At 63.7% G+C, this 26,179-nt stretch carries 23 protein-coding genes and 1 riboswitch; of the genes, 10 read left to right on the top strand and 13 right to left on the bottom strand.

Annotated features, from left to right (window positions below; all coding sequences use genetic code 11):
* Positions 1 to 15: 15 nt before the first annotated feature.
* Positions 16 to 480: a DUF2231 domain-containing protein gene (locus tag EOA16_RS23460; RefSeq protein WP_127260457.1), complete on the bottom strand. Its 465-nt coding sequence runs from the start codon at positions 478 to 480 to the stop codon at positions 16 to 18.
* Positions 481 to 606: 126 nt separating this feature from the next.
* Positions 607 to 1,512, bottom strand: a complete 906-nt coding sequence (locus EOA16_RS23465) for a DMT family transporter (protein ID WP_127260369.1) — start codon at positions 1,510 to 1,512, stop codon at positions 607 to 609.
* A gap of 207 nt (positions 1,513 to 1,719) precedes the next feature.
* On the opposite strand from EOA16_RS23465, the gene EOA16_RS23470 reads away from it, so the two are divergent.
* Entirely contained in the window at positions 1,720 to 3,018 is a 1,299-nt protein-coding gene (locus tag EOA16_RS23470; RefSeq protein WP_024502931.1) for an adenylosuccinate synthase, read from the top strand.
* A gap of 76 nt (positions 3,019 to 3,094) precedes the next feature.
* The gene (locus EOA16_RS23475) at positions 3,095 to 4,750 is read left to right on the top strand and encodes a hypothetical protein (protein WP_127260370.1); all 1,656 of its coding nucleotides are present in this window, start codon (positions 3,095 to 3,097) and stop codon (positions 4,748 to 4,750) included.
* A gap of 31 nt (positions 4,751 to 4,781) precedes the next feature.
* Here EOA16_RS23475 and EOA16_RS23480 read toward each other — a convergent pair whose 3' ends face one another.
* The 4 genes from EOA16_RS23480 to EOA16_RS23495 form a co-directional block, all read right to left on the bottom strand.
* Complete coding sequence (locus EOA16_RS23480; protein ID WP_127260371.1) at positions 4,782 to 5,081, bottom strand: CcdB family protein; 300 nt, start codon at positions 5,079 to 5,081, stop codon at positions 4,782 to 4,784.
* The gene (locus tag EOA16_RS23485) at positions 5,081 to 5,323 is read right to left on the bottom strand and encodes a type II toxin-antitoxin system CcdA family antitoxin (protein ID WP_127260372.1); all 243 of its coding nucleotides are present in this window, start codon (positions 5,321 to 5,323) and stop codon (positions 5,081 to 5,083) included. The genes EOA16_RS23480 and EOA16_RS23485 overlap by 1 nt, the downstream gene beginning before the upstream one ends.
* Positions 5,324 to 5,415: 92 nt before the next feature.
* Positions 5,416 to 7,236: an ABC-F family ATP-binding cassette domain-containing protein gene (locus EOA16_RS23490; RefSeq protein WP_127260373.1), complete on the bottom strand. Its 1,821-nt coding sequence runs from the start codon at positions 7,234 to 7,236 to the stop codon at positions 5,416 to 5,418.
* 1 nt (position 7,237) lies between these two features.
* Complete coding sequence (locus EOA16_RS23495; protein WP_127260374.1) at positions 7,238 to 7,882, bottom strand: thiamine diphosphokinase; 645 nt, start codon at positions 7,880 to 7,882, stop codon at positions 7,238 to 7,240.
* 87 nt (positions 7,883 to 7,969) lie between these two features.
* A riboswitch (TPP riboswitch) is annotated at positions 7,970 to 8,084 on the top strand.
* Between the two features lie 44 nt (positions 8,085 to 8,128).
* Here EOA16_RS23495 and thiB point away from each other — a divergent pair.
* From thiB to EOA16_RS23520, 4 genes are all read left to right on the top strand, one after another.
* Entirely contained in the window at positions 8,129 to 9,127 is a 999-nt protein-coding gene (gene thiB / locus EOA16_RS23500; protein WP_127260375.1) for a thiamine ABC transporter substrate binding subunit, read from the top strand.
* Between the two features lie 242 nt (positions 9,128 to 9,369).
* On the top strand, positions 9,370 to 10,989 hold the full coding sequence (gene thiP, locus EOA16_RS23510) for a thiamine/thiamine pyrophosphate ABC transporter permease (RefSeq protein ID WP_127260376.1): 1,620 nt from the start codon (positions 9,370 to 9,372) through the stop codon (positions 10,987 to 10,989).
* Positions 10,982 to 11,782 carry a thiamine ABC transporter ATP-binding protein gene (gene thiQ, locus EOA16_RS23515; protein WP_127260377.1) on the top strand — a complete coding sequence of 267 codons (801 nt, stop codon included), beginning with the start codon at positions 10,982 to 10,984 and terminating at the stop codon, positions 11,780 to 11,782. The genes thiP and thiQ overlap by 8 nt, the downstream gene beginning before the upstream one ends.
* Before the next feature lie 213 nt (positions 11,783 to 11,995).
* On the top strand, positions 11,996 to 13,465 hold the full coding sequence (locus EOA16_RS23520; protein WP_164754363.1) for a M48 family metalloprotease: 1,470 nt from the start codon (positions 11,996 to 11,998) through the stop codon (positions 13,463 to 13,465).
* A gap of 24 nt (positions 13,466 to 13,489) precedes the next feature.
* On the opposite strand, the gene EOA16_RS23525 is transcribed toward EOA16_RS23520, so the two are convergent.
* Positions 13,490 to 14,353 carry an RNA polymerase factor sigma-32 gene (locus EOA16_RS23525; protein WP_127260378.1) on the bottom strand — a complete coding sequence of 288 codons (864 nt, stop codon included), beginning with the start codon at positions 14,351 to 14,353 and terminating at the stop codon, positions 13,490 to 13,492.
* A 322-nt stretch (positions 14,354 to 14,675) separates the two neighbouring features.
* Between EOA16_RS23525 and EOA16_RS23530 the strand changes: the two genes are divergently transcribed.
* From EOA16_RS23530 to EOA16_RS23540, 3 genes are all read left to right on the top strand, one after another.
* Positions 14,676 to 15,449 carry an amino acid ABC transporter substrate-binding protein gene (locus EOA16_RS23530; RefSeq protein ID WP_127260379.1) on the top strand — a complete coding sequence of 258 codons (774 nt, stop codon included), beginning with the start codon at positions 14,676 to 14,678 and terminating at the stop codon, positions 15,447 to 15,449.
* 139 nt (positions 15,450 to 15,588) lie between these two features.
* A complete protein-coding gene (locus tag EOA16_RS23535) occupies positions 15,589 to 16,269 on the top strand; it encodes an amino acid ABC transporter permease (protein ID WP_127260380.1) in 681 nt (226 codons plus the stop codon).
* Positions 16,266 to 17,039 (top strand): amino acid ABC transporter ATP-binding protein, encoded by a 774-nt coding sequence (locus EOA16_RS23540; protein WP_127260381.1) that lies wholly within the window; start codon positions 16,266 to 16,268, stop codon positions 17,037 to 17,039. Before EOA16_RS23535 ends, EOA16_RS23540 begins: the two co-directional genes overlap by 4 nt.
* 101 nt (positions 17,040 to 17,140) lie before the next feature.
* Here EOA16_RS23540 and EOA16_RS23545 read toward each other — a convergent pair whose 3' ends face one another.
* From EOA16_RS23545 to EOA16_RS23570, 6 genes are all read right to left on the bottom strand, one after another.
* Positions 17,141 to 17,722 (bottom strand): CarD family transcriptional regulator, encoded by a 582-nt coding sequence (locus EOA16_RS23545; RefSeq protein ID WP_013529179.1) that lies wholly within the window; start codon positions 17,720 to 17,722, stop codon positions 17,141 to 17,143.
* Between the two features lie 367 nt (positions 17,723 to 18,089).
* On the bottom strand, positions 18,090 to 18,428 hold the full coding sequence (fdxA, locus tag EOA16_RS23550) for a ferredoxin FdxA (RefSeq protein WP_013529180.1): 339 nt from the start codon (positions 18,426 to 18,428) through the stop codon (positions 18,090 to 18,092).
* Between the two features lie 234 nt (positions 18,429 to 18,662).
* Positions 18,663 to 19,049, bottom strand: a complete 387-nt coding sequence (locus EOA16_RS23555; RefSeq protein ID WP_127260382.1) for an RNA-binding S4 domain-containing protein — start codon at positions 19,047 to 19,049, stop codon at positions 18,663 to 18,665.
* 16 nt (positions 19,050 to 19,065) lie between these two features.
* The gene (locus EOA16_RS23560) at positions 19,066 to 22,491 is read right to left on the bottom strand and encodes a helicase-related protein (protein ID WP_127260383.1); all 3,426 of its coding nucleotides are present in this window, start codon (positions 22,489 to 22,491) and stop codon (positions 19,066 to 19,068) included.
* A gap of 732 nt (positions 22,492 to 23,223) precedes the next feature.
* Positions 23,224 to 23,949 carry an acetoacetyl-CoA reductase gene (gene phbB, locus EOA16_RS23565; protein WP_127260384.1) on the bottom strand — a complete coding sequence of 242 codons (726 nt, stop codon included), beginning with the start codon at positions 23,947 to 23,949 and terminating at the stop codon, positions 23,224 to 23,226.
* 122 nt (positions 23,950 to 24,071) lie between these two features.
* Positions 24,072 to 25,250 carry an acetyl-CoA C-acetyltransferase gene (locus EOA16_RS23570; RefSeq protein ID WP_127260385.1) on the bottom strand — a complete coding sequence of 393 codons (1,179 nt, stop codon included), beginning with the start codon at positions 25,248 to 25,250 and terminating at the stop codon, positions 24,072 to 24,074.
* 301 nt (positions 25,251 to 25,551) lie between these two features.
* Between EOA16_RS23570 and phaR the strand changes: the two genes are divergently transcribed.
* Complete coding sequence (phaR, locus tag EOA16_RS23575; protein WP_023814312.1) at positions 25,552 to 26,163, top strand: polyhydroxyalkanoate synthesis repressor PhaR; 612 nt, start codon at positions 25,552 to 25,554, stop codon at positions 26,161 to 26,163.
* The last annotated feature ends 16 nt before the right edge of the window (positions 26,164 to 26,179 follow it).

A 26,179-nucleotide genomic window follows, 5' to 3' on the forward strand; every position in this document is an offset into this window, starting at 1 on the left:
GCCGCGGCGGCCGGTTCAGGTCAACTCGTCCGAGCCATCGGAGACACCCACGCGATGTCGGTAGACCAGTTCCCAGCCCTTCCAGCCCGTAAACAGCAGGATGAGAACCACGATCAGCGATAGGACGAAGCCGGTTGGCATCACGGCCGCCGCTCCGCCCGCATACCGCGAGTACCAATTGTAAAGCTCGATCAACACGACGAGTATATTGCCGCCGGCATGGAGCCATGCCGTCGTGAGATTGCGGATCTGAACATCGCCGAGAACATCCGTCAGGCCAGCAAGCGCAGCCAGCGCAGCCATGATCAGGCCTGCGCCGAGAAGCCAAAGCGACCCGGTGACCCATCCGGGATCGGCTGTTCGCCAGAAGATAAGATCGCAAACGAAGGTGCCGACAAAAAAAGCAATCGGAAACGCGATCAGCATCGGGTGGATAGGATGACCAGCAATGCTTGCCGTGCTGCGAGGGTTGTGGCTCATCATGTCGCCTCCCTGCCGTTCAAACTCCGCTGGAGGTGAAATGTTCCAAGTAGCGGACGCGGCAGGATTTATGCCGCCGTTTCCGCGCCGATCGCCGCAACTGCGGAGGGCGTCAGCCGCCAAATGTCATCCGCGGTGGTCCGCCACCGCCATCTTGCGCCCGCTGTATTCGGCAAGCCCGATGCCGCCCAGCACGAGCACCAAAGCCAGCGCCTGATAGGACTGGAACGTCTCGCCAACGATCAGTACCGACAGCAGCGTGCCGAAGATCGGGACCAGATTGATGAACAGACCGGCGCGGTTGGCGCCGATCAGTTCGTTGCCCCTGATATAGAGGATCTGCGAGATGACCGAGGCGCCGATCGCGGTATAGATGATGACGGCCCAGCCACGCGCGTCGGGCATGATGACCTTGCCGGCGAGGACCTCCCACAGGAAGAACGGCAGCGAGGTGATGAGTGCCGCAACCGACAGGGCCAGCATCAGGCTCTGCCAGTGCATCACCGGCTTCAGCCGCAGCCCGACCGAATAGCCGCTGTAGAGAAAGACGGCGACCAGCATGATGGCGTCGCCGAAATTGAGTTCCAGCGTCAACAGCCGGCGCGGGTCGCCGTGGCAGGCGGTGAGGATCACGCCGGCGATGGTCAGCACGACGCCGACAATCTGCGCCCAGTTCACCCGCAGGCGGAAGAAGACGAAATTGGCTGTCATGATCAGGATCGGCATCGCCGCCTGTTCGATCGAGACATTGATCGCTGTCGTGTAGTTGAGCGCCGTGTAGAAGATGGTGTTGAACAAGGTGAAGCCGCTGGCGCCGAGGGCGACCAGCACGAACCAGTGCTTGCGGACTACCGGCCAGTCCTTCTGGATAGTCTTCCAGCCGATGGGCAGCATGATCGCCACGGCCAGCACCCAGCGCAGGAAGACCAGCGTCATCGGCGAGACATGATCGACCGCCAGCTTGCCGGCCACCGAATTTCCACCCCAAAGCAAGGTGGTGAGCAGCAGGAATATGTAGGCGCTTCGATGCATCGCGGATTCCAGTCGCCGGAGCTGCGGTGTTTGCCGGCCTATTGCCCCCGCTCGCCCAAGTAAATGATGTCAAAGCCGAAAATTGTTGTGCCTCAGGGCATTTTCGACGGCAAAGAAAGGTCGCGCTCGCGAGGTCTTGACGTTATAGAGGCCTGTCGTTTCGAACCATATTCAAGCCGCTTGGCGGCGTCTCAAGGGAAAAGAAACATGGCCAATGTGGTGGTCGTCGGCTCGCAGTGGGGTGACGAAGGCAAGGGCAAGATCGTCGACTGGCTGTCGGAGCGCGCCGATGTCGTGGTGCGTTTCCAGGGCGGCCACAATGCCGGCCATACGCTGGTCGTCGACGGCAAGGTCTACAAGCTGTCGTTGCTTCCGTCGGGCGTCGTGCGCCAGGGCAAGCTGTCCATCATCGGCAATGGCGTCGTGTTCGACCCGCACGCTTTCGTCGCCGAGGTGGCAAAACTCAAGGCGCAAGGTGTCGAAGTGGCGCCGGATCGCCTGAAAATAGCCGAAAACACGGCGCTTATCCTGTCCCTGCATCGGGAGCTGGACGGATTCCGTGAGGACGCGGCATCCAATTCCGGGACGAAGATTGGCACGACCCGTCGTGGCATCGGCCCCGCCTACGAGGACAAGGTGGGTCGGCGCGCGGTCAGGGTGATGGATTTGGCGGATTTGGAAACACTGCCCTTGAAAGTCGACAGGTTGCTGACGCACCACAATGCGCTGCGTCGCGGGCTTGGTCACGCGGAAGTCACGCATGACGCGATCATGCAGGAACTGACCTCGGTCGCTGACGACATCCTGCCCTATATGGACCGGGTCTGGAAAATCCTCGACGACAAGCGCCGGGCCGGCGAGCGCATCCTGTTCGAGGGCGCGCAGGGCACGCTGCTCGATATCGACCACGGCACCTATCCGTTCGTCACCTCGTCGAACACGGTTGCCGGACAGGCTGCCGCCGGCTCCGGCGTCGGCCCGGGCGCCATCGGCTATGTGCTCGGCATCACCAAGGCCTATACGACACGGGTTGGCGAGGGTCCGTTCCCGACCGAGCAGAAGAACGAGGTCGGCGAATTCCTCGGCACGCGCGGCCATGAATTCGGCGTCGTCACCGGTCGCAAGCGCCGCTGCGGCTGGTTCGACGCGGTGCTGGTGCGCCAGGCCGTCGCTGTCAACGGCATCAAGGGCATCGCGCTGACCAAGCTCGACGTGCTTGACGGGCTGGACGAGATCAAGGTCTGCACCGGTTATCGTCTCGACGGCGAGATGATCGATTATCTGCCGGCGAGCCAGGGCGCGCAGGCACGTGTCGAACCGGTCTACGAGACGCTCGAGGGCTGGAAAGGCACCACTGCCGGCGCGCGCAGCTGGAATGATCTGCCGGCCCAGGCGGTCAAGTATGTCCGCTACATCGAGGAGCTCATCGGTGCCCCGGTCGCGCTCCTTTCCACCAGCCCCGAACGCGACGACACGATACTTGTGACCGATCCGTTTCAAGACTAGTTTCTGAAGCCTTTCCGGGCATCGCGGCTGATTTGCGGGGCCGGCGCGGAAACAAAAAATACAGGTCGACTGAAGCATGGCAGATTTCGTTGCTGTTCTGAAAAAGGCGCTCGACAAGCATGGTGACGAGACGCCGGAAAAGCGTACGCGCATCTATGCCAGCGTTCGTACCATGCTGGCGAAGAAGCTTGCGGAGTATTCGCCGCCGCTGGCCAGCGAAGCCATAGCCACTCAGACGCGTTCGCTGGAAGACGCGATCGCCAGTGTCGAGCGGGACTATGCCAAGAGCGTACCGGAAACCGATCCGCTCGCGGAACTGGAACACATCTTTTCGTCGATCGATCGCAACAAGAACCAGCCGAGCCATACAAGGCAGCCGGCGAAGGCGGAATCGGTCTGGCCCGCGCCGCCCGTCACCAAGCCCGAGCCCTATCAACCCGCGCCGCCGCCTGCCGCCAAGGTCGAGCCAAGCTGGCAAAGATCGACGCCGGCGCCTGCTCAGCCGGCTCGCGCCGACACGCCTCTTCCAGGCATGAACGCCGAGGAGGCGGATGACGAGGCCGATGTCTTTTCCAGCAACGAAGACAATGAAGAGCCGGTACCGGACACCTTCCAGCGCCTGCGTCCCGCCGAGCGCAAGCGCAGCTATGGCGGGCTGATCGCCGCCGTCGTCGCGTTGCTGGTCGTTGCCGGCGGCGGCTACGGCATCTGGCTGAACAAGGACGCCTTCGGCAAGATGCTGGGGCTTGGCGGCAATCAGGTCGCCAAGACTGAGCCGGTGAAACCAGCGCCCGCCAAGCCGGCAACCGATGCCGCGGCAGCGCCTCCGGCGCCCGCGGCTGGCGGCACGGAAGCCGAAAGCACGAAATTCACCCAGCGGCTGACACCGCAGGGCAGTGAAGTCGACCCGGGTCCGGCCGGTGGCCAAAGCGGCATCGGCGAAGGCGAATCGGTCGCCGCGCTGACCACCCCGCCCTCGGCGACCAACGCACCGGCGATTTCCGCACCGGCCGCCGGTACGCCGGCCGCGGCAACGCCTCCGGCGACAGGTGCCGCCCCCGCAACGCCGCCTGCCAACGGAGCTGCCCCGGCAGCGCCGGCCGATGCCGCCGCCACTCCACCGGCACCGGCAGCCACGCCGGCAGCGCCGGCAGCCGCACCGACTGAAACCGCTCTGCCGGTCGGCCAGAAGGCGATCTTCTATGAGGAGCGCACCAGCACCGCCCAGGGCTCCGCCGAGCCCGGCAACATCGTCTGGTCGCTGGTGCAGGAATCGCCCGGCGGAGACCTGCCGCCGGAGCCGGCGATCCGCGCCGAGGCAACCATTCCCGGCAAGGACATCCAGTTGCGCATGACCATCCGCCGCAACACCGACCAGACACTGCCGGCCAGCCATATCATCGAGATGATCTTCCTGACGCCCGACGGTTTCGAGGGCGGCGGTGTCGACAACATCCTGCGCGTCGCCATGAAGAGTTCGGAACAGGATGCCGGCAGCCCGCTGATAGGCATTCCGGCCAAGATCGCCGACGGCTTCTTCCTCGTCGCGCTCAACGACACCAAGGCCGACGAAGACGCCAACATGACCCTGCTTCGCGGTCAGGACTGGATCGACGTGCCGGTCGTCTACAAGACCGGACGGCGGGCGCTGCTGACCATGGAAAAGGGCATTCCCGGCGAGAAGGTGTTCGACGAGGCGATCAAGGCCTGGCAGGCGAAGACGGCGGGCTGAGGACGAGCGTCTCGCTCGGCTATTGCCGCCGTCAGAAGCCTTGGAAAAGCATGTCAAGTGCATCGACGATGACGTCGTGCTGCTTCAGCAGGTTCAATCGACTGTCAACCAGTTCGCTGGCCGCCACGGTTGCGATCAGATGAGTGACCATGACCAGCTTTTGACCGTTGATTTCGAAGGTGGGATGGAGCTTTCGCATTGGCGGTGGCACCGCTGCGAGCGGCAGAAGGGGAACCACTACCCGTGTCGTGAAATTGTCAAGCAGATCCGATTGAACGTCGAGCAGATAACTGCCTTCGGGGCGTCCCGCGAAGACGTCGAAACGTGCCATCAGAACTGCCGCGAGTCTTCCAGCGGGATGCCGTGTTTTTCGACATAGTCGTTCCATGCATCCATTGTGGCGCGGTTCTCAAGCTTCCACAGGCGCGCTTTCTCGGCCGCCACTGCTTCCGCTATGCCGGCCTCTGCGGCCCGCGAGACATTCACATCAAGGCCCTTGGCCTCTCTCATGAGTTTCGCATCGATCGACAGATTTGCTGGCTGACGGATCGCATTCAAGGCAATCTTGCGCATGGTAGCCTCCGCAACATGCGCATAATGTATGCGCATTTCCGCGTCGGATCAATATGGTTACGGCTTATGATCGGCCTACGGCCGAACACTCCTCACCCTTCCATCTCCTCCCGCAGCATTTCCAGTTCCAGCCACTCCTCTTCAAGCGCCGCCAGCGTGGCGCGCTCCTTGTCGAGGGCGGCGATGGTTTTCTGGAAGGAGGCGGGGTCGCGCTCGTAATAGGCGGGATCGGCGATGTTGTTCTCAAGCCTCGAGATCGACGCCATCACAGCCTCGATTTTCTTGGGCAGCGATTCCAGCGCAAATTTCTGCTTGAACGACAGTTTCTTCGCCGGCCCCTTTGGAGCGGCTGCCTCGCTCTTGCCCGGTGCGGGTGCTTCGCCGTTTTCGGCCTTCGCGCGCGCCTTGCGGTCGTCCAGCCTGGTGCCACCGCGCTGCGCCAGCATGTCGGAGTAGCCGCCGGCATATTCGATCCAGCGGCCGTCACCATCCGGCGCGATCAGGCTGGTCACGGTGCGGTCGAGGAAATCGCGGTCGTGGCTGACCAGGATAACGGTGCCGGCAAAGCCCGCAACCAGTTCCTGCAGGAGTTCCAGCGTCTCCATGTCGAGATCGTTGGTCGGCTCATCGAGCACCAGAAGGTTTGCCGGCCGCGCCAGCACGCGCGCCAGCAAGAGCCGCGCCCGCTCGCCGCCCGAAAGCTCCCGCACCGGCGTGCGCGCCTGCTCCGGCTTGAACAGGAAATCCTTCATGTAGGAGACGACGTGGCGCTGCTCGCCATTGATGACGAGGTTCTCCCCGCGCCCGTCGGTGAGATATTGCGCCAGCGTCTCCTGCGGGTCGACCGCCTCGCGCTTCTGGTCGAGCGTGGCGATCTCCAGATTGGTGCCGAGCCGTATCGAACCGGCGTCGGGCTTCATCTCGCCGGTCAGCATCTTCAAGAGCGTGGTCTTGCCGGCGCCGTTCGGCCCGACCAGGCCAACGCGGTCGCCGCGCTGGATGCGGGTCGAAAACCCCTTGACCACGGTGAGGTCGCCAAAGCTCTTCTCGATGTTCTTGGCCTCGATCACCAGCTTGCCGGATTCGGCGGCGTCGCTCGCCACCATGGTGGCCGAGCCTTCGGCGCCGCGATGGCCGCGAAAGCGCTGGCGCATGGTCTGCAACTCGCCGAGCCGGCGCATGTTGCGCTTGCGCCGCGCGGTCACGCCGTAGCGCAGCCAATGCTCTTCGCGAACGATCTGGCGGCCGAGTTTATGCTGCTCGCGCTCTTCTTCCTCCAGAACCAGGTCGCGCCATTCCTCGAAATGGCCAAAGCCCTTGTCCAGCCTGCGGGTCTGGCCACGATCGAGCCAGATCGTGGCGCGCGACACGCGCTCCAGGAAACGGCGGTCGTGCGAGATGACGATCAGTGCCGAGGAGGTGCGGATGAGCTCTTCTTCCAGCCATTCGATCACCGAGAGGTCGAGATGGTTGGTCGGCTCATCGAGCAGCAGGATGTCGGGCTCAGGCGCCATGACGCGGGCAAGGGCGGCGCGCCTCGCCTCGCCGCCCGACAGGTCGTTCGGACGTTCCTCACCCGACAGCCCGAGATGCTCCATCAGATAGCTGGCGCGGTAGGGATCGTCGGCGGGGCCAAGCCCGGCCTCGACATAGGCGCGGACCGACGCAAAACCCTCCATGTCGGGCATCTGCGGCAGATAGCGGACGGTCGCCGAAGGCTGGCGGAACACCTCGCCATCCTGCGGCTCGATCAGGCCGGCGGCGATCTTCAGCAGCGTCGACTTGCCGGATCCGTTACGGCCGACCAATGCGATCTTGTCGCCGGCCGAAGCGGTCAAGGCGGCGCCATCGAGCAGCGGCGTGCCGCCGAAGGTCAGTTTTATCCCGTCGAGGTTGAGAAGGGGCGGGGCCATGTCAGCTTTCAGGTAAGGGATAGGGATGAGCGAGCAGCATCGCGCTGCCATGGTCGAGCGCGATTTCGAGGTGGCCCTTGACCTCGTTGGAAATGGTCAGCGACGAACCGAAGGCCACCCTGACGTGAGCGAGCGGCCATTTGGCGCCGGTGACGGTCAGGCCGTCGAGCTCGGAAAAGCCGAGCACCGAAAACAGCGTGCCGTCGGCATAGTCGAAGCCGGCCGTTCCGCGCAGCAGGGGGATGCCTTCCTGAGCGCCGCTGGTCAAAAGCACATCGGTCCCGGCCTCGGCCAGCCGCAAGGCAAGCGCCAGATGCAGGAAAGCGTGGTCGGCGCGCCTGCCGCCAAAGGCGCCGGCGAGCACCAGGCGGGTCGCGCCGCGTTCCAGTGCTGCGGCGATGGCAAGTTCGCCATCGGTCTGGTCCTTTTCCGCCGGGAAGGTCCGGCGCGGCACGCAAGCGAGATCGTCCGGCAGGTTCGCCGGCACGGAATCGAAATCGCCCACCCACAGTTCCGGCACGAGACCCAGCAACCGCGCATGGCCGATGCCGGCGTCGGCGGCGATGACGCGGGAGCCTTCGACCTGACGGTCGAGCCGTGGCGTGCGGATGAGATCGCCGCCAAGCAGGATGGTGAATGTGCTCATATCGTGTGGCCCTTACCAGCCCGGCACGGGAAACGGAAGGCGGCAAACTCCCACTTGCATGGCGGATCGGCCCGGCCTATGTGTCGAAACGCTCTAACGGGGTGCCGGACGCGATCTTCGCGGACCGGCTGAGAGGCAGTCTCGCCAACCCGCTGAACCTGATCCGGTTTGTACCGGCGGAGGGATTAGACGTTTCGGACAGTCCGACGCCTCAATTCCTTTCAATTCGAACGAAGGAGGCGCCGAATGCGCACGCTTTTATACGCTCTTGTTTCAGCAACGGTCGTGGCCTTGTCCGGGCCGGCCTTGGCCAAGGACAAGCTCACCGTCTACACCTATGAGAGTTTCACCGCCGACTGGGGTCCCGGTCCCGTGGTGAAGAAGGAGTTCGAGGCTGAATGCGGCTGCGACGTCGAGTTCGTCTCGGTCGCCGATGGCGTCGCGCTGCTCAACCGCGTCAGATTGGAAGGCGCATCGACCAAGGCCGATATCGTGCTTGGCCTCGACACCAATCTCACCGCCGACGCCAAGGCGTCAGGCCTGTTCGCGCCGCATGGCGCGGTGACGGATGTCAATGTGCCGGGCGGCTGGAGCGACGATACGTTTGTCCCCTTCGACTACGGCTATTTCGCTGTCGTGTATGACACGCAGAAGCTGAAGAACCCGCCGAAGAGCCTGAAGGAGCTGGTCGAAGGCAGCGCCGACCACAAGATCGTCATCCAGGATCCGCGCACCTCGACGCCGGGCCTCGGCCTGCTTCTGTGGGTCAAGTCGGTCTATGGCGACAAGGCGCCGGAGGCCTGGGCCAAGCTCAAGGCCAAGGTGCTGACCGTGACGCCGGGCTGGAGCGAGGCCTATGGGCTGTTCACCAAGGGCGAGGCGCCGATGGTGCTGTCCTACACGACGTCGCCGGCCTACCACATGGTCGCCGAGAACACCGAGCGCTACCAGGCGGCCTCCTTCGAGGAGGGCGAGTATCTGCAGATCGAGGTGGCGGGCATCACCACGACGGGTGCGAAGAACCCGCTGGCGGCAAAGTTCATGGCCTTCATGACCGGGCCGAAATTCCAGGATGCCATCCCCGAGACCAACTGGATGTTCCCGGCAGGCAAGACCGACAAGCCGCTCAATCCGGCCTTCGACAAACTGGTCAAGCCAACGAAGACCTTGCTGTTCAGCCCGCAAGAGGTCGCCGCCAACCGCAAGGCCTGGGTCGATGAATGGCTGGCGGTGATGAGCAAGTAGGCTCAAACCTCGTCGGATGTCTGTGCCAAGTCACCCCCCTCTGTCCTGCCGGACATCTCCCCCTCAAGGGGGGAGATTGGCAGCGTTGTTGCTGGTTCTAGTCTGGCAACGTTGGAGACTAGCGGAAGCATGGGTGGCGGCCGATCTCCCCCCTGGAGGGGGAGATGTCCGGCAGGACAGAGGGGGGCGCCAAGGAACGCAATCCTTTGTAATTGCCGCGATGGAAAGAATGGTGGTCCAGCGTGCAGCGCGCAACTGACCCCCGCGCCAGTGCCGGCATTGTCGCGCTCGCTGCAATCGCGCTGCTGATCGGCGGCGCGTTTGCTGGCCTGCTTTTCGAAGGTGCCCATGATTTGTCGGGCGCATGGGCAGCCTTCGACCCCTATCTGCTTCGCGTCATTCGCTTCACGCTCTGGCAGGCGGCGCTGTCGACGCTGCTTTCCGTCGGGCCGGCGTTGTTCGTGGCGCGCGCGCTGTCGCGGCATCCACGCTTCTTCGGCCGCGCCTTCATCCTGCAGCTCTTCGCGGTACCGTTGGCACTGCCGGCCATCGTCGCGGCCCTCGGCATTCTGGCGCTTTATGGCCGTGCCGGCTATTTCGCCGGCGTGCTCGCCGTGATCGGCGGTGGAAGCTGGCCGGGCATCTATGGCCTGTCCGGCATCCTCGTCGCCCATGTCTTCTTCAACCTGCCGCTGGCGACGCGGCTGTTCCTCGAGGCGCTGCAGACCATACCGTCCGACCAATGGCGGCTGGCGAGCCAGCTCGGCATGGCGGCGCGGCCGGCGTTCCGGCTGATCGAATGGCCAACGCTGCGCGCGGCCCTGCCGGGGGTCGCCGGGCTTGTCTTCATGCTCTGCATCACATCCTTCACCATCGTGCTGATCCTTGGTGGCGGGCCGGCCGCGACGACGCTGGAGGTCGGCATCTACCAGGCGCTGCGCTTCGATTTCGATCCCGCGCGCGCGGTCACACTGACGCTGCTGCAGATCGCCTTGACCTTTATCGTGGTGCTGGCACTGACGCGGCTTGGCGCCAATGTGGTCGGCGACACCAATTTGCCGGTCGCGCAACGCCGCTATCTCTCAGTCAACGGAGCTGAGACCTGGTTGAACGCGCTACTCATCGTCCTGGCGCTGCTGTTCGTTGTCGGACCGATGGCCGCCACTGTGATGGCCGGGCTCGGCGCCGATCTCGGCCGGCTGGCCGGTGAGGCCACTGTCCGGCAGGCAACGCTGACCAGCGCGGCACTCGCCTTTCTGTCGGCGCTGCTTTCGGTGATGCTGTCGCTGGCGCTGACCATGGCGCGGCGGGCACTGGCGCTGAACTGCCGTGCCGGCGCAAAGACACTGCTGGAACATGCCACCGATACCGGCGCCGGCTTTGTCCTGGTCGTGCCGCCGATCGTCGTCGGCGCCGGCTGGTTCCTGTTGTTGCGCCATGTCGGCGATGTCTTCGCCATTGCTCCGGTCATGGTCGTCACCGTCAACGCGGTGATGGCGATGCCGTTCGCCTTGCGCGCCGTCCGTCCCGCCTATGATGCGGCCAGCGAGCGTCACGAACGGCTCTGTGCACAGCTCGGCATTGCGGGCTGGAACCGGCTGATGCTGGTCGACTGGCCGTCGCTGCGGCGACCGCTCGCCACGGCCTTCGCTTTCGCCATGGCGCTGTCGCTCGGCGATCTCGGCGTCATTGCCTTGTTCGGCAGTGATTCCGTGCAGACATTGCCCTACCTTCTTCTGGCTCGGATGGGCAGCTACCGCACCGAGGATGCCGCCGGCCTGGCACTGCTGCTCGGCCTCGTTTGCCTCGCCCTGATCGTGGCGGCGCACTGGCTGGGAAGGGAGAGGGTCGGGGATGCGTGACGGGGCGGCCAGCAGGCTCGAAAAGGGCGCGCCGGTGCGGCTGGACAAGGTGTCGTTCAGTTATGGTAGTCATGGCAGCTATGGCGAGGTGCCGCTTGTCTTCGACGTCGAGTTTGCCACGGCGAAGATCACCGCCATCATGGGGCCGAGCGGTTCGGGCAAGTCGACGCTGCTCAATCTGGTCGCCGGCTTCGAGACCCCACAGTCGGGCCGCGTGCTGATCGGCGATGTCGATGTCAGCGCCGAGCCGGCCTCGGCGCGGCCGGTGTCGATGGTGTTCCAGGAGAACAATCTCTTCGCGCATCTTTCCGTCGAGCAGAATGTCGGGCTCGGCCGCTCTCCATCCCTGCGGCTGACCCAGGGGGACCACGCCGCTATCGCCGAGGCGCTTGCGCGCACCGGCCTTGCGGGCAAGGAAAAGCGTCTGCCGCGCGAACTCTCCGGCGGGGAACGCCAGCGCGTCGCCCTGGCTCGCGTGCTGGTGCGCGATCGGCCGGTGTTGCTGCTCGACGAACCCTTCGCCTCGCTCGGGCCCGCGTTGCGCGACGACATGCTTGACCTGGTCGCCGCCGTTCATGCCGAGCGGGGCATGACGGTTCTGTTCGTCACCCATCAGCCGGAAGACGCCCGCCGTATCGGCGAGCATATCGTGTTTCTCGACAATGGGTTGGTCGCCGCGACCGGCAAGGCGGATGATTTCTTTACCGGGGCTGGTCCGGAGGCGTTCCGGCGCTATATCGGCGCGGGTGCCGGATATTCCACATCACGCGATGTTGCCCGGAAGCGGACATAATTTACGGTCAAACCGGTCCCAGGCGATGTGGCGTTTGCTTGCCATGACCGGGGGAGTGTGGCTAGGTCCGCCCTACCGGTCGGGCACAGGCCGTGATTTGCAGCAGTTTGAGATATGGCACGTGAATATTCCGAAGATCGCCCCCGATTTTCATTGTCATGTGCCGGGACCCGAAAGGAAGCCGTTCTGGCGATCGGCGCTAACACATTGGGAATGAAACCGCTGGCGCGCTTTCTCGCGCTGGCCGGTTTTGCCGTGGCGCTGGCGAGCTGCCAGATGTTCACGCCGCCGGAAGTCCAGGAGTCCGGCTTCCAGCCTTCCGACAAGCCGATCACGGTGGACAATGTCGGCGCCAACAACAAGCTCGCCGAATTGGCCAAGGCGCAGCACCCGCGCATCCTGGCGACCTATGGCGGTGAATATTCCGACCCCAAGCTCGAGCGCATGGTCGCCAAGGTGGTCGGTAGTTTGACGGTGGTGTCGGCCAACCCGACGCAGACCTATCGCATCACCATTTTGAATTCGCCCAACGTCAACGCCTTCGCGCTGCCGGGCGGCTATCTCTACATCACGCGCGGCCTGCTGGCGCTGGCCAATGATTCGGCCGAGCTTGCCGCCGTCATCGCGCATGAGATGGGCCACGTCACCGCCAATCACGGCTTGCAGCGCCAGCAGCTCGAGGCAGAGGAAGGCCTCGCGACCAAGGTCGTTTCCGACGTGCTCGGCGACAGCCCGACCGCCAAGGCGGCGTTGATCCGCGGCAAGCTGAGGCTGGCGCAGTTCTCGCGCAACCAGGAGCTGGAAGCCGACGCCATCGGCATCAAGTCGATCGGAGAGGCCGGCTACGATCCTTTCGCCGCAGGCCGCTTCCTTCAGTCGATGTCGGCCTATACCGATTTCCGCTCGATCAGCGGCGCCACCGATGCCAGCCTCGACTTCCTGGCCACGCACCCCAACACGCCGCAGCGCATCGATCTGGCGCAGCGCCATGCTCGCCAGTTCGGCGCGCCGGGCGTCGGCACGCGCGACCGCGATTCCTTCCTCGCCGGCATAGACGGCCTGCTCTATGGCGACACGCCCGAGGAAGGCTATGTGCGCGGCGAAACCTTCCTGCATCCGGGTCTTGGCGTGTCGTTCACGGTGCCGGACGGCTTCATCATCGACAATTCGGCGGCAGCGGTGACGGCCACCGGCCCCGGCGACATAGCGATCCGTTTCGATGGCGTTTCCATCGACAAGAACCGGGCGCTGACGGACTATATCCGCAGCGGCTGGGTGGCTGGTCTCGTCGACAGCAGCGTCAAGCAGGAAACCATCAACGGCAATGAGGCGGCGACCGCGCATGCCGGCGCCGAAGGCTGGCAGTTCGACATTGCGGTGATCCGGGCCGGCGGCCAGGTCTACCGGCTGCTGACTGCGGCCCCTTCCGCCAGCACCTCGCTGGACACGGTGGCGCGTTCGGTCAGCGGCTCGTTCCGTATCCTGAGCGCAGCCGAAAAGGCGGCTTTGAAGCCGCTGCATATCCGCGTCGTCACTGTCCAGCCAGGGCAGACGATGGGTTCGCTTTCGGCCCAGATGGTCGGCGTCGACCGCAAGCTCGACCTGTTCCGCGTCCTTAATGCGCTGTCGCCTGGTGCCGCGGTTTCGGCCGGCGACAAGGTCAAGATCGTCACGGACAAGTAGGCGCCTCTGGACGCCCGCCTCCGTTCAGGCGGCAGTCGCCATGAACTCCGGATTCTGCTTCACCAAGGCGACCTTCAGCTTTTCCATGGCGCGGGCCTCGATCTGGCGGACGCGTTCCTTGGAGATGCCGAGGGTTTCGCCGAGCGCTTCCAGTGTCGCGCCCTCGTCGTTCAGGCGGCGCTCCTCGATGATCCTCAGCTCACGTGCATTGAGCGCGCGAAGCGCTTCCCTCAGCCAGAGCGAGCGGCGCGCGACATCGATCTTGTCGCCGACGATCTCGTCGGGCAACGGATCGTCCGAGACCAGGAAATCCATGCGTTCCGTCGAACCCGCATCGTCGGCAATCGGCATGTTGAGCGAGGAGTCGGGTGCCGAGAGGCGCGAATCCATCATCGCCACATCGGCTTCCGAGACACCAAGCGCCTCCGACACCTCGCGATAGAGTGTGGCGTTGGACAGCGGCTCCGCGCCGTTCGCCAGCCGCGCGCGCAGACGTCGCAGGTTGAAGAACAGCGCCTTCTGCGCCGAGCTGGTGCCGCCACGCACGATCGACCAGTTGCGCAGGATGTAGTCCTGCATCGAGGCCCGGATCCACCACGTCGCATAGGTCGAGAACCGCACCTCGCGCTCCGGCTCGAAGCGGGCGGCGGCTTCGAGCAGTCCGACATGACCCTCCTGGACCAGGTCGCCGAGCGGCAGGCCGTAATGGCGGAATTTGGAGGCCATGGAAATGACCAGCCGCATATGGGCGACGGTGATGCTGTGCAGCGCGTTCTGGTCGTTGTCCTCTTTCCAGAGCAATGCAAGCCGATGCTCTTCGTCACGCTCGAGGTAGGGAGCCTTCATTGCCGCGCGGACCATGATCCGTCCTGCCGTGTCTTCCATCATGAGGCGCTCCCTGGGTGGTGCGGATGACTTTGCAAACTTGGCTGGCGCCCGGGTTGAAATGGCGGCGTCGTGCCCTAGAACAGCCAGAACTGCCATGCGCGGGAAAGGTTCCGCGACCGTGGCGGCGGGATTGTGCTGCCTGAAGGATTCCTGAGACGGGTGGCGATGGCTGCGATGACGAGCAGAATGCGCCATCTTGAGAATCTGGTTTCATAAATTGGGCGTTTTTGAAATTCTGTTCCTTATTTTTTCGGCTTGCATCTGTCAGTTTCCAGCGCTCACAACATGCCGGTCAGCCGGCCAAGGACGGGATCACAGAAAAATGAAATGGCTCAAGTCGCTCATCATCGCCGGAACGCTGCAGGCCGTAGCCGTTACCGCAGGCCATGCCGGTGCCAATCTCGACCAGATCAAGCAGGCCGGGGTCATCAAGGTCGGCACGGAAGGCACTTATGCGCCATTCACCTATCATGACACTTCGGGCGCACTGGTCGGCTTCGACGTCGAAATCGCCAAGGCGATCGCCGACAAGCTCGGCGTCAAGGCCGAATTCCTCGAAGGCAAATGGGATGGGCTGATCGCCGGCCTCGACGCCAATCGCTATGACGCCGTCATCAATGAAGTCGGCATCACCGACGCCCGCAAGGCGAAGTACGATTTCTCCGATCCCTACATCGCCTCCAAGGCGGTGCTGATCGTGCGCGGCGACAACACCGACATCAAGAGCTTCGCCGATCTCAAGGGCAAGAAGTCGGCGCAGTCGCTGACCTCGAATTTCGGCAAGCTGGCCGAAACGAACGGCGCCGAGCTGGTCGGCACCGATGGCTTCGACCAGTCGATCCAGCTGCTTCTGACCGGCCGCGCCGACGCCACGATCAATGACAGCCTGTCGTTCCTCGACTTCAAGAAGCACAAGCCCGACGCCAATGTGAAGATCGCCGCGCAAGAGGAAAACGCCGACTATTCCGGCGTCATCGTGCGCAAGGGCGATCCGGAGCTGGTCGCGGCGATCAACAAGGCGCTGGCCGATATCAAGGCCGACGGCACCTATAAGAAGATTTCCGACACCTATTTCGGCCAGGACGTTTCGAAGTAATCCATGAGGCGGGCCGGCCTGCGGCCCATGAGACACATCGAGCGGCGAGCCGTCTTTGACGGCTCGCCGCTTTTGTCGTGATATGGCTGACGCATTCTCGCCTTGACCAAGCTGCCTCGACCAATCTGGAGGATCTTACGTGCCGCACTGGCTGCAACTGATGCTGGAGTCGCTGCCTTCGCTCCTGTGGGCGGCGCTGATCTTCACCGTGCCGCTGACGCTGTTGTCCTTCGCCCTGGGGCTGGCCGTTGGGCTGGGTGCAGCGCTTGCCCGGCTGTTCGGCCCCAAGCCGCTGGTCGCGCTGGTGCGCTTCTATGTCTGGATCTTCCGCGGCACGCCGCTCCTGGTGCAACTGTTCCTGATCTTCTATGGCCTGCCGTCGGTCGGCATCCTGCTCGACGCCTTCACGGCGGCGTTGATCGGCTTCACGCTCAACATCGGCGCCTACACATCGGAAATCATCCGCGCGGCGATAGGCTCGGTGCCGAAAGGCCAGTGGGAAGCCGCCTTTTCGATCGGCATGACCTGGAGCCAGGCGATGCGGCGCACCATCCTGCCGCAGGCCGGGCGGGTCGCGGTGCCGCCGCTTTCCAACACCTTCATCTCGCTGGTCAAGGACACGTCGCTGGCCGCCGCCATCACCGTGCCGGAGATGTTCCAGGCGGCGCAGCGCATCGTCGCCACCACCTATGAACCGCTGATCCTCTATGTCGAGGCGGCGATCCTCTATCTGGCGCTGAGTTCGGTGCTGTCGGCCTTGCAGACGCGGCTGGAAACCCGGCTCAACCGCTATGGCGGCTTCCTGGAGGCGCGCTCATGATCGGCCTCAGCAACATCGAAAAGCGCTTCGGCGACAATCTCGTGCTGAAGGGCGTGACGGTCACCATTGCCGAAGGCAGCGTCACGGCGCTGGTCGGCCCGTCGGGTGGGGGAAAAAGCACCCTGCTGCGCTGCATCAACCTCCTGGAGATCCCGACCTCGGGCACGGTGCGGATCGGCGACGAGACGCTCGAATTCCACCCTGGCGGCAGAGTTCCGGCCAGGGATATCCAGCGCCTGCGGCTGCAGACCGGCATGGTGTTCCAGAACTTCCAGCTGTTTCCGCATCGCACCGCGATCGAGAATGTCATGGAGGGGCTGGTGACGGTGCTGAAATGGGCGCCTGAGAGGGCACGCGAGCGGGCGCTGGCCCTGCTGGAGAAGGTCGGCATGGCGCATAAGGCCGACGCTTGGCCGGCGACGCTGTCGGGCGGCCAGCAGCAGCGTGTGGCGATCGCCCGGGCGCTCGCGCCGTCGCCGAAAGTGCTGCTCTGCGACGAGCCGACCTCGGCCCTCGACCCGGAACTGGCGCAAGAGGTGGTCGACGTGCTCGGTAAGCTCGCCAGCGAAGGCACGACCATGGTGATGGCGACGCATGATCTGCGCCTCGCCTCCAAGATCGCCAAGGAAGTGGTGTTCCTCGATGCCGGTGTCGTCGTCGAGAACGGACCGGCCGCGGTGCTGTTCAACAATCCGGAGCAGCAGCGGACCAAGCGCTTCATTGCGACGCTGAAGCAGGAGGCTGAGAAGGAAGGCGGCGGCGAGGTGTAGGCGTTCGATTCAGCGTCACTTCCCAGAAAACGGAAAACCGGCCAGAAAGCAAAAAACCCGGCGCGAGGCCGGGTTTTTCATGAATTCAAAGGCAAAAAAGATCAGGCGGCTTCTTCCTGCTCGGCCTCTTCATTGTCGGCCTTGGCGCCACGCTTGGGGCCCTTGTTGAGGTTGACCTCGATCAAGCGCACGGCTTCGGTTTCCGACATGCGGTTGACGGCCGCGATCTCGCGGGCCATGCGGTCGAGCGCCGCCTCGTAGAGCTGACGCTCGGAATAGGACTGCTCCGGCTGGTTGTCGGCACGGTAGAGGTCGCGCACGACTTCCGAGATCGAGATCAGGTCGCCCGAATTGATCTTCGCATCATATTCCTGGGCACGGCGCGACCACATGGTGCGCTTGACGCGGGCGCGGCCCTGCACGACCTTCAGCGCGCGCTCGACATAATCCTCTTCCGACAGCTTGCGCATGCCGATGGAGGTCGCCTTGGCGACCGGCACCTTCAGGCGCATCTTGTCCTTCGAGAAGTCGATGACGAACAGTTCCAGCTTGTGTCCAGCAACTTCCTGCTCGTCGATCGAGACGATCTGGCCGACGCCGTGCGCCGGGTAGACGATGTACTCGCCGGTCTTGAAACCGTGACGTGCAGCGGTGGACTTCTTCTGCGGGGTGATCGTTGCCATTACGCCCTGAACTCCTTGTTGTGGCACCGGCGTCCTGCCGGTCCGAACTCGCGCGATCGGGGAAGCCGATCGTTAGCCGCACAACAGATGAACCCATCGGAAAAGCCGGACCAGCAAAACGCAATATTGCGGCCGCCTGGCCCAGATCGCTCTGGTCCGAATGGGATTTTCACCTTTCAGTGATTTGGGGCGTCTGCGCCATAAATCGACGTTGTGTCACCGGCATGTTTGGCTGATGTAACACAAAAAGTCGGAAGAATCAAGGTTTTGCTGCATACGCGAAGGCCACAGGGCGGCGCCGGCTGTCAAGCCGGTTAATGTGACGTGCCTTTTACCCAGCGTAATCCCGGCCTTTGCGGCCGTGTTGTCAATCGCCTTCGCCAGGCTCTGCCGAGAAGTATTTCTCGAACTTGCCGGCCTCGCCGTCGAAGGATTTGGCGTCGGCAGGCGGTTCCTTCTTGGCGGTGATGTTGGGCCATTTCTCGGCGTATTCGGTGTTGACCTGCAGCCATTTGTCGAGGCCGGGTTCGGTGTCGGGCTTGATCGCGTCGGCCGGGCATTCCGGCTCGCAAACGCCGCAGTCGATGCACTCGTCGGGGTGGATGACGAGCATGTTCTCGCCTTCGTAGAAACAGTCGACCGGACAGACTTCGATGCAGTCCATGTATTTGCATTTGATGCAATTGTCGGTCACGACATAGGTCATCGGTCGGCTCCGGGACGTCCCATTTTGTTGGGCTTTTTCCGTCAGGTAACGCCTTTGTCGATCGCTTGCAAGGGTAGCCATTGCGGACGGTGCCGGTGTTTCCGGAATGGAATTCCAGACTGCAGGCCCGGCGGAAGTCAGCCATGTCCCGCAGAGCGTCTGTTTGCCGGGCTCAGTTCTCGCCTCAGGCGTGTCGTTGGCCCGGGATCACTGCGTGTTTTTGGACGCCAGGCATCAATCTTCGCCGAGCAATCGGTCGGTCTGGCGGCGTTCCTTCTTGGTCGGGCGGCCGCTACCGGCCTCGCGCAGCCCCGGAATTGCATCGGGAGGGGCTTCGCCCTTCGGTGCGGGCGGTGGCGACATATCCTCGTAGAGCGTACGGGCCTCCTCGGCCGGGCCGCGTCGCGTACCGGCGCCGAGCACCTTCCAGATGAAGATGCGCCGCTCGAGCGTGATGGTCAGGACGTCGCCTGGCTTGACCTGATCGGAGGCCTGCGCTGCTTTGTCGCGATTGATGCGAACCCGGCCGGCGACGACCAGCTTTGCCGCCAGCGAGCGCGATTTCACGGCGCGTGAGAAGAACAGCCATTTGTCGATACGCTGGCGGCCTTCGACAACCATCGAAGCGAGCCGGGTTCTATTTCTTCAACTGGTCGCGCAGAGCGGCGAGCTTGGCGAAGGGCGAATCCGGATCGAAACGCACCGGGCGCTCCTCGCGCGGCTTCGGCTGGAAGGCGGGCTTGCCGCCCCCTGGGCCTCGATCGGGACCACCTTTGCCATCCGGCCTGCCGGCCTTCCAGTCGGGACGACCCTCGCGGCGGTCGGGACGCTCGCCCTGCGGCCTGCCGTCACGTTGCTGTTCGCCTTCGGCCTGCGGCTTTGGTTTGAACTTCGAGCGGTCGAAGCGCGGCTTGCCGGCACCATCGCGCCGGCCTTCATGGGCTGGACGTTCTCCGGGTGCAGCAGCGGCCGGTGCGCCGGCGGCATCCGCAGGCGCATCGCTTCGGCCGCGCGCTTGTCCGTTGCGTGGGCGATTGTTCCTGCGGTTGTCGTCGCGGTTGCGCGGGCGCTGTTCGAAACGACCCTGACGCCACAGCAGGATGGGTTTTGGCGCTTCGGCTTCCGGCGCAGCTTCGCCGACGGCTGCTTCAGCCCCCGGCACAGGTTCATCCGGCGCGGCGTCCATTGCCGGCACGGCATTTGACACCAGCTCGGCCGGTGCAGCTTCTTCTGCCGCTGCGGCCTCAGTCTCGGCAGCTTCAGCCTCTGCCTGCGGTTCAACCGGTGCCGGTTCAGCAGCAGCCTCGGCTACAGGCGCTTCGTCCTGCGCGGTCTCGACCGGAGCGTCCGCCTGTCCTTCCACGGCAGGCGCAGCAGGTTCCGCCGCGGCGTCGGAGGTGATTTCGGTCGCCGTTTCCGAAACGGCCACTGCGTCCAATGCCGGCTCGGACCCTTCGACTGCTGCCTCTGCTGCGGCATCCGTTGCCGCGGCTTCAGCCGCTTTGGCCTGCTCGGATCGTGCAACCTCTTCCGCCGCAAGTTTCGCCATCGCTGCTTCGCGCGCGGCATTGTCCTGTGCTTCGAGCCGCGCCTTTACCTCGACGGCCGGTTTCGGCTCGGCACGGTAGCCGAGACCTTTGAGGATCTCTTCCATGTCGTCCGTGGTGGCGCCGAGGATCGACATCATCGGCGGCGTCACCATGAAGGACTGGCCGTCATAGGCGCCGTCCGGGCGCTGGCCGAGGCCGGGCTTCCAATTGGTCGCCGGACGGATCAGATCCGCCAGCCGTTCCAGTATGTCGATGCGCACGGCGCGACGGCCAAGATTGCGGTAGCCGGCAAGCTTGTAGAAGGTCTTGTCGAAGGCCGGGTCGATGACCACCGAGGTGCGGCCCGAGGCGAGCGCATGGACCACGTCGCCAAAACCTGGCTTGTCCTTACCGTCGTTCTTCAGCGCCCACAGCAATGTCACCAGTCCGGCAGGCGCCGGTTTGATCAGCGCCGGCACGAAGACATGGTAGGCGCCGAACCGCACGCCAAGCCGGCGAAGGGCTGCACGACCTTCCTGGTCGAGCGACTTCATCTCCTCGGCGATGTCGCGGCGGTTGATGAGGCCGAAATTCTCGACCAGCTGGAAGGCGATGCCACGGCCGATGCCGGAAATCTGGTCGGCGTTTTTCAAGTCGACCAGCGGCTTCAACAGCGATTCGATCTGGAAATTGACGAAACGCTCGGCACGCGCGGCGACCTTTTCGCGCGCCGGGCCGGTCAGTTGTTCGTCGGCCAGCAGCACCAGCCGCGGCTTCAGCGCGTCCTCGCCTGATACAAGCGTGCCGATCGGCGCGCCGATCCAGCGCAGCGTGCCGTCCGAGCCAAGCGCGATGTCGCCATTGGCCGAGGCGCCGAAGCGTTCGGCGCGCGCCTCGAACTCGGCGGCCAGCGCCTTCTGGGCAGCAGTGCGCACGGCCTTGGCGTCTTCACCGCCGGCGGTCTGGTCAGCGGTGAAGCGGAACCCTTGCAACTCGCCGACATGGTGGCCTTCGACAAGGACGGTTCCGGTAGGACTAATTTCGGCTTCGGGCATGGTATTTTCTCTAAGGCGCCGCATGAGGACGGAAGTCCTGCGGTCTACGAAGCGTTTCGTCAACCGCTCATGCAGCGCATCCGACAATCTGTCTTCGATTTCGCGCGTCTTTTCCTGCCAGTGTGCCTGATCGGCCAGCCAGCCGGGTCGGTTCGACACGAATGTCCAGGTGCGGATCTGGGCAATGCGATGCGACAGCGTGTCAATGTCGCCCTCGGTGGTGTCGGCGCGGCGCACCTGCTCGGCCATGTAATTCTCGTCGACGTGGCCGTGGCGTGCGAGGTCCGTGTAAATCGAGGCAATGAGGTCGGCGTGTTGGGCCGGCGCGATCCTGCGGTAGTCGGGCAGCGCGCAGGCTTCCCACAGTAGCGCCACGCGCTTGGCATTTGTGGTGAGTGCGCGGATGTCCTCGTCGCGCGACAGATGCTCGAGCGCCTGTGCATCGACGGCAGGCAATGCCCGTGTCAGGCCCTCGACCGGGGCGTTGGTCTCGATCGAGCGCTTCAGCGCGTCGAGGCTGGCAAAGTCGAAATGCGCGGTGCGCCACTGCAGCACCTTCACCGGATCGAAATCGTGGCCCTCGATCTTCTTGATCAGCTCTTCGTCCAGCGGGTCGACCTGGCCGGTGACACCGAACGTGCCGTCGCGCAGATGCCGGCCGGCGCGGCCGGCGATCTGGCCGAGCTCGGCCGCCGTCAGGTTGCGATACTGGAAGCCATCGAACTTGCGGTTCTGGGCAAAGGCGACGTGGTCGAGATCGAGGTTGAGACCCATGCCGATGGCATCGGTGGCTATGAGATAGTCGACATCGCCGGACTGGAACAATGCCACCTGGGCGTTGCGGGTGCGTGGCGAGAGCGCGCCGAGCACGACGGCGGCACCGCCTTGCTGGCGGCGGATCAGCTCGGCGATGGCGTAGACCTCGTCGGCGGAGAAGGCGACGATTGCCGTGCGTCGCGGCAGGCGGGTCAGCTTCTTGGAGCCGGCATAGGCAAGATGCGACAGCCTTGGCCGCGTCACCACCGAGACGCCCCTCAGCAGGCGTTGCAGGATACCGTGCATGGTGGCGGCACCCAGCAGCAGCGTTTCCTGGCGGCCGCGCAGATGCAGGATGCGGTCGGTGAAGATGTGGCCGCGTTCGAGGTCGCCGGCGAGCTGCACCTCGTCGATGGCGACAAAGGCGGCGTCGGTCTCGCGCGGCATGGCCTCGACGGTGCAGACCGAATATCTGGCGCCCGGCGGCTGGATCTTTTCCTCGCCGGTGATCAGCGCGACCTTGTGGGCGCCGACCTTTTCGCAGACGCGGGCGTAGACCTCACGTGCCAGCAGCCTGAGCGGCAGGCCGATGATGCCACTCTCATGCGCCACCATGCGCTCGATGGCGAGATGGGTCTTGCCGGTGTTGGTCGGCCCCAGCACGGCGGTCACGTCGCGGCCCGACAGGATCAGCGGCTCAGTGTGTTTGGGCTGGATGTTCATTGACCTAGAATAAGGCTTCCGGGACCTGGAAATAAGGCTTTCTGGCCTCTGGTTGTCGGGAGCGTGCCTCAAGTGGCGCGTATGACAGGCGACACATAGGGATTTCGGGCGCGAAGCGAAAGCGGAATGTTCCGCCAACGGCCACAAGGTGTTTTTGTCAAGCTCTCAACCGGCTGCGAATTAACGGATAGAACGAGTCTGGAACGAATCGGCGACGAATCAGTGACTCCTGCAGATTCAGCTTTTGTTCACGGCTACATGTGGATTTTGCGACCGCGAGTCGCACCAAATGCTGAATCCCTGAACTGGCCCGTTTCATGCTAAGGGGGCCCTGCCGTTAATCTTTGCGGATAAACGATCCCAACGGCTTAGGGCGCCTCGGCCAAGATTATGAAATTGTTGATCTTTCTTAATCCGTGTTAAGGAATTGTCAGACGATTCCGACCGTCGTCGTTAACGTTCCGCTCAAAGCCGGAACGAATCGGCGACGAATCGACGACGCCAGAATTTTCTTGGTTTGTTCACCCCAATATCTTGTGTTGTGAACAGCTTATCCACCGAGAATCCACAGGCTGTGAAGGAGCTTTCGCACAGGGCAGCGGGTCGCTGTTAACCTCTGCGTGCCGGATCGGGCCAGCAGCCGTCGCGGGCACTTCGATGGGAACCATGCCGGCAACGAAAAACGGGCCGGCGTGCCGGCCCGTCGATCTCTCCGCCCACATCGCCGCGTCGTCAGGCGAAGTATTGGCCGCCATTGGCTGTGAGGGTCGAGCCGGTGATGAAGCCGGCATCTTCGGATGCGAGGAAGACGACGCAGCGCGCGATTTCTTCGGGTTCGCCCAGGCGGCCGACAGGGATCTGCGGAATGATGCGCTCGTTGAGCACCTTCTCGTCGATCGCCTTGACCATTTCGGTGGCGATGTAGCCGGGGCAGATGACATTGACGGTGATGCCCGCGCGTGCGCCCTCTTGAGCGAGCGCTTTCGAGAAACCGATGTCGCCGGCCTTGGCGGCGGAATAGTTGACCTGGCCAGCCTGGCCTTTCTGGCCATTGATGGAGGAGATGGTGATGACGCGGCCGAACTTGCGGTCGCGCATGCCGCTCCACAGCGGATGCGTCATGTTGAAGACGCCCGACAGATTGGTGTCGATGACCTCTTTCCACTGTTCGCGCGTGATCTTGTGGAACATCGCGTCACGGGTGATGCCGGCATTGTTGACCAGCACCGAGACCGGGCCGAGATCGGCCTCGACTTGGCTGATGCCAGCGGCGCAGGAATCATAGTCGGCGACCGACCATTTGTAGACGGGAATGCCGGTCTCGGCTTTGAATTTGCCAGCCGCGTCGTCGTTGCCTGCGTAGTTCGCGGCAACCGAATAGCCGGCGGTCTTCAATGCGATCGAGATCGCCGCGCCGATACCGCGCGTTCCCCCTGTGACGATTGCTACCTTGGTCATGTTCCCTCCCTTTGGTCGGGAGTGAATAGGGAGTAGCGAATAGCGAGTAGGGATTTGCTATCCCTTCGCGCTGACGCCATTCTTCCCCTATTCGCTACTCCCTATTGGCTATTCACTTCTCTTTAGAGCGCTTCCACGCACATGGCGACGCCCATGCCGCCGCCGATGCACAGGGTGGCCAGCCCCTTCTTGGCGCCGCGCCGGCGCATCTCGAAGACCAGCGTGTTGAAGACGCGGGCGCCCGAAGCGCCGATCGGGTGGCCGATGGCGATGGCGCCGCCATTGACGTTGACGATCGAGGGATCCCAGCCCATGTCCTTGTTGACGGCGCAAGCTTGCGCCGCAAAGGCTTCGTTGGCCTCGATCAGGTCGAGATCGCCGACCGACCAGCCGGCCTTTTCCAAGGCCTTGCGCGAGGCGGGAATAGGTCCGGTGCCCATGATCTGCGGATCGACGCCGGCTGTTGCCCAGGACACGATGCGCGCCAGCGGGGTGATGCCGCGCCTCACCGCTTCCGCTTCGCTCATCAGCAGCGCGCCGGCCGCGCCATCATTGATGCCGGAGGCGTTGGCGGCGGTCACCGTGCCGTCCTTGTCGAAAGCCGGCTTCAGCTTGGTCATGGCGTCGATCGTGGCGCCGTGGCGGATGTACTCGTCCTGGTCGACAATGGTGTCGCCCTTCTTGCCCTTGATGGTGACGGCGACGATCTCGTCCTTGAACTTGCCGGCCTTCTGCGCAGCCTCGGCCTTGTTCTGCGAGGCGAGCGCGAACTGGTCCTGGTCTTCGCGGGTGATCTGGAACTGACGCGCGACGTTTTCGGCGGTGTTGCCCATGTGATAGCCGTTGAAGGCATCCCACAGTCCGTCCTTGATCATGGTGTCGATCAGCTTGAAGTCGCCCATCTTGACGCCGGCGCGCAGGTGTTGGGCATGCGTCGAAAGCGACATCGATTCCTGACCGCCGGCGATGATCACCTTGGCGTCGCCGGTGGCGATCTGCTGCATGCCGAGCGCTATGGCGCGCAGACCCGAGCCGCAAACCTGATTGAGGCCCCAGGCTGTGGTTTCCTTGGGCAGGCCGGCATTGATCGATGCCTGGCGGGCCGGGTTCTGGCCTTGCGCGGCGGTCAGCACCTGGCCGAGGATGACCTCGTCGACCTCGCCTGGTTCGATGCCGCCACGTGACAGCAATTCCCTGATGACGACAGCGCCGAGCTCATGCGCCGGTTTGGCGGCGAAGGCGCCGTTGAAGGAGCCGACCGGCGTGCGCGCCGCACTGGCTATGACGATGGAAGCGGACATTTTCTTCTCCAGACTTCAAGGGTGTTGTTCTGTCGTTGGGGACTTTTCTTGCCCTTTCCCAACCCCAAGTCAAACCGGAAATGGGCATGGCGCCCATGCGCCGCAAGCAGGTCGTGCCTAGCCGTGGCGGCCATTCGTCCATTGCTGCGCAGCATATTTTGCCCGCTATGCAGCATTTAGTGATCCCGCACTGCACAAACTGCTTGGAATTGTGAGGCTTTTGCGCATATCCTCAAAAAAAAGGCACAATCGTTATCGGCGGCTTGCTCAGAGACGCGCCGGTGTCCCCGGGAGGATGTAGATGGCCGCTAAAGACGATCCGATCATCATCAAGAAATACGCCAATCGCCGCCTCTACAACACCGGCACCAGCACCTATGTGACGCTCGAGGACCTCGCCGAGATGGTCAAGAAGGGCGAGGAGTTCACCGTCCAGGACGCCAAGACCGGCGACGACATCACGCATCCGGTGCTGACCCAGATCATCTTCGAACTGGAGAACAAGGACGGGCAGAACATGCTGCCGATCCCGTTCCTGCGCCAGCTGATCGCCTATTACGGCGACCAGATGCAGATGATCGTGCCGAGCTTCCTTGAACAGTCGATGCTCGCCTTTTCCAAGGAGCAGGAACGCTTTCGCGAGCAGATGAAGGGGGCGATCGGCAAGTCGCCGCTCGACATGATGAAGATCACCACGCCGATCAAGGCGCTGGAGGAACAGACACGCCGCAACATGGAAATGTTCCAGAATGCGATGCGGCTGTTCACGCCGTTCCCGCCCGCTGGCACCGCGCCAGCCGCTGCGCCGTCGCCCGAGCCGGCCAGGAAGGAAACGCCTGACAAGCCCGACGATCTTCAGGAACTGAAGGATCAGATCGCGGCCATGCAGCGCAAGCTCGACACGATGTCCTGAGCGCTTGGCGCTCTTG

It is taken from the genome of Mesorhizobium sp. M7A.F.Ca.US.008.03.1.1, assembly GCF_003997495.1.
In the GTDB taxonomy this organism is placed as follows: domain Bacteria; phylum Pseudomonadota; class Alphaproteobacteria; order Rhizobiales; family Rhizobiaceae; genus Mesorhizobium.

What these genes read in the sequence shown, in the direction of transcription:
- EOA16_RS23460 (WP_127260457.1), bottom strand. Translation starts at nt 480, where the DNA reads ATGAGCCACAACCCTCGCAGCACGGCAAGCATTGCTGGTCATCCTATC.
- EOA16_RS23465 (WP_127260369.1), bottom strand. Translation starts at nt 1,512, where the DNA reads ATGCATCGAAGCGCCTACATATTCCTGCTGCTCACCACCTTGCTTTGG.
- EOA16_RS23470 (WP_024502931.1), top strand. Translation starts at nt 1,720, where the DNA reads ATGGCCAATGTGGTGGTCGTCGGCTCGCAGTGGGGTGACGAAGGCAAG.
- EOA16_RS23475 (WP_127260370.1), top strand. Translation starts at nt 3,095, where the DNA reads ATGGCAGATTTCGTTGCTGTTCTGAAAAAGGCGCTCGACAAGCATGGT.
- EOA16_RS23480 (WP_127260371.1), bottom strand. Translation starts at nt 5,081, where the DNA reads ATGGCACGTTTCGACGTCTTCGCGGGACGCCCCGAAGGCAGTTATCTG.
- EOA16_RS23485 (WP_127260372.1), bottom strand. Translation starts at nt 5,323, where the DNA reads ATGCGCAAGATTGCCTTGAATGCGATCCGTCAGCCAGCAAATCTGTCG.
- EOA16_RS23490 (WP_127260373.1), bottom strand. Translation starts at nt 7,236, where the DNA reads ATGGCCCCGCCCCTTCTCAACCTCGACGGGATAAAACTGACCTTCGGC.
- EOA16_RS23495 (WP_127260374.1), bottom strand. Translation starts at nt 7,882, where the DNA reads ATGAGCACATTCACCATCCTGCTTGGCGGCGATCTCATCCGCACGCCA.
- thiB (WP_127260375.1), top strand. Translation starts at nt 8,129, where the DNA reads ATGCGCACGCTTTTATACGCTCTTGTTTCAGCAACGGTCGTGGCCTTG.
- thiQ (WP_127260377.1), top strand. Translation starts at nt 10,982, where the DNA reads ATGCGTGACGGGGCGGCCAGCAGGCTCGAAAAGGGCGCGCCGGTGCGG.
- EOA16_RS23520 (WP_164754363.1), top strand. Translation starts at nt 11,996, where the DNA reads ATGAAACCGCTGGCGCGCTTTCTCGCGCTGGCCGGTTTTGCCGTGGCG.
- EOA16_RS23525 (WP_127260378.1), bottom strand. Translation starts at nt 14,353, where the DNA reads ATGATGGAAGACACGGCAGGACGGATCATGGTCCGCGCGGCAATGAAG.
- EOA16_RS23530 (WP_127260379.1), top strand. Translation starts at nt 14,676, where the DNA reads ATGAAATGGCTCAAGTCGCTCATCATCGCCGGAACGCTGCAGGCCGTA.
- EOA16_RS23540 (WP_127260381.1), top strand. Translation starts at nt 16,266, where the DNA reads ATGATCGGCCTCAGCAACATCGAAAAGCGCTTCGGCGACAATCTCGTG.
- EOA16_RS23545 (WP_013529179.1), bottom strand. Translation starts at nt 17,722, where the DNA reads ATGGCAACGATCACCCCGCAGAAGAAGTCCACCGCTGCACGTCACGGT.
- fdxA (WP_013529180.1), bottom strand. Translation starts at nt 18,428, where the DNA reads ATGACCTATGTCGTGACCGACAATTGCATCAAATGCAAATACATGGAC.
- EOA16_RS23555 (WP_127260382.1), bottom strand. Translation starts at nt 19,049, where the DNA reads ATGGTTGTCGAAGGCCGCCAGCGTATCGACAAATGGCTGTTCTTCTCA.
- EOA16_RS23560 (WP_127260383.1), bottom strand. Translation starts at nt 22,491, where the DNA reads ATGAACATCCAGCCCAAACACACTGAGCCGCTGATCCTGTCGGGCCGC.
- phbB (WP_127260384.1), bottom strand. Translation starts at nt 23,949, where the DNA reads ATGACCAAGGTAGCAATCGTCACAGGGGGAACGCGCGGTATCGGCGCG.
- EOA16_RS23570 (WP_127260385.1), bottom strand. Translation starts at nt 25,250, where the DNA reads ATGTCCGCTTCCATCGTCATAGCCAGTGCGGCGCGCACGCCGGTCGGC.
- phaR (WP_023814312.1), top strand. Translation starts at nt 25,552, where the DNA reads ATGGCCGCTAAAGACGATCCGATCATCATCAAGAAATACGCCAATCGC.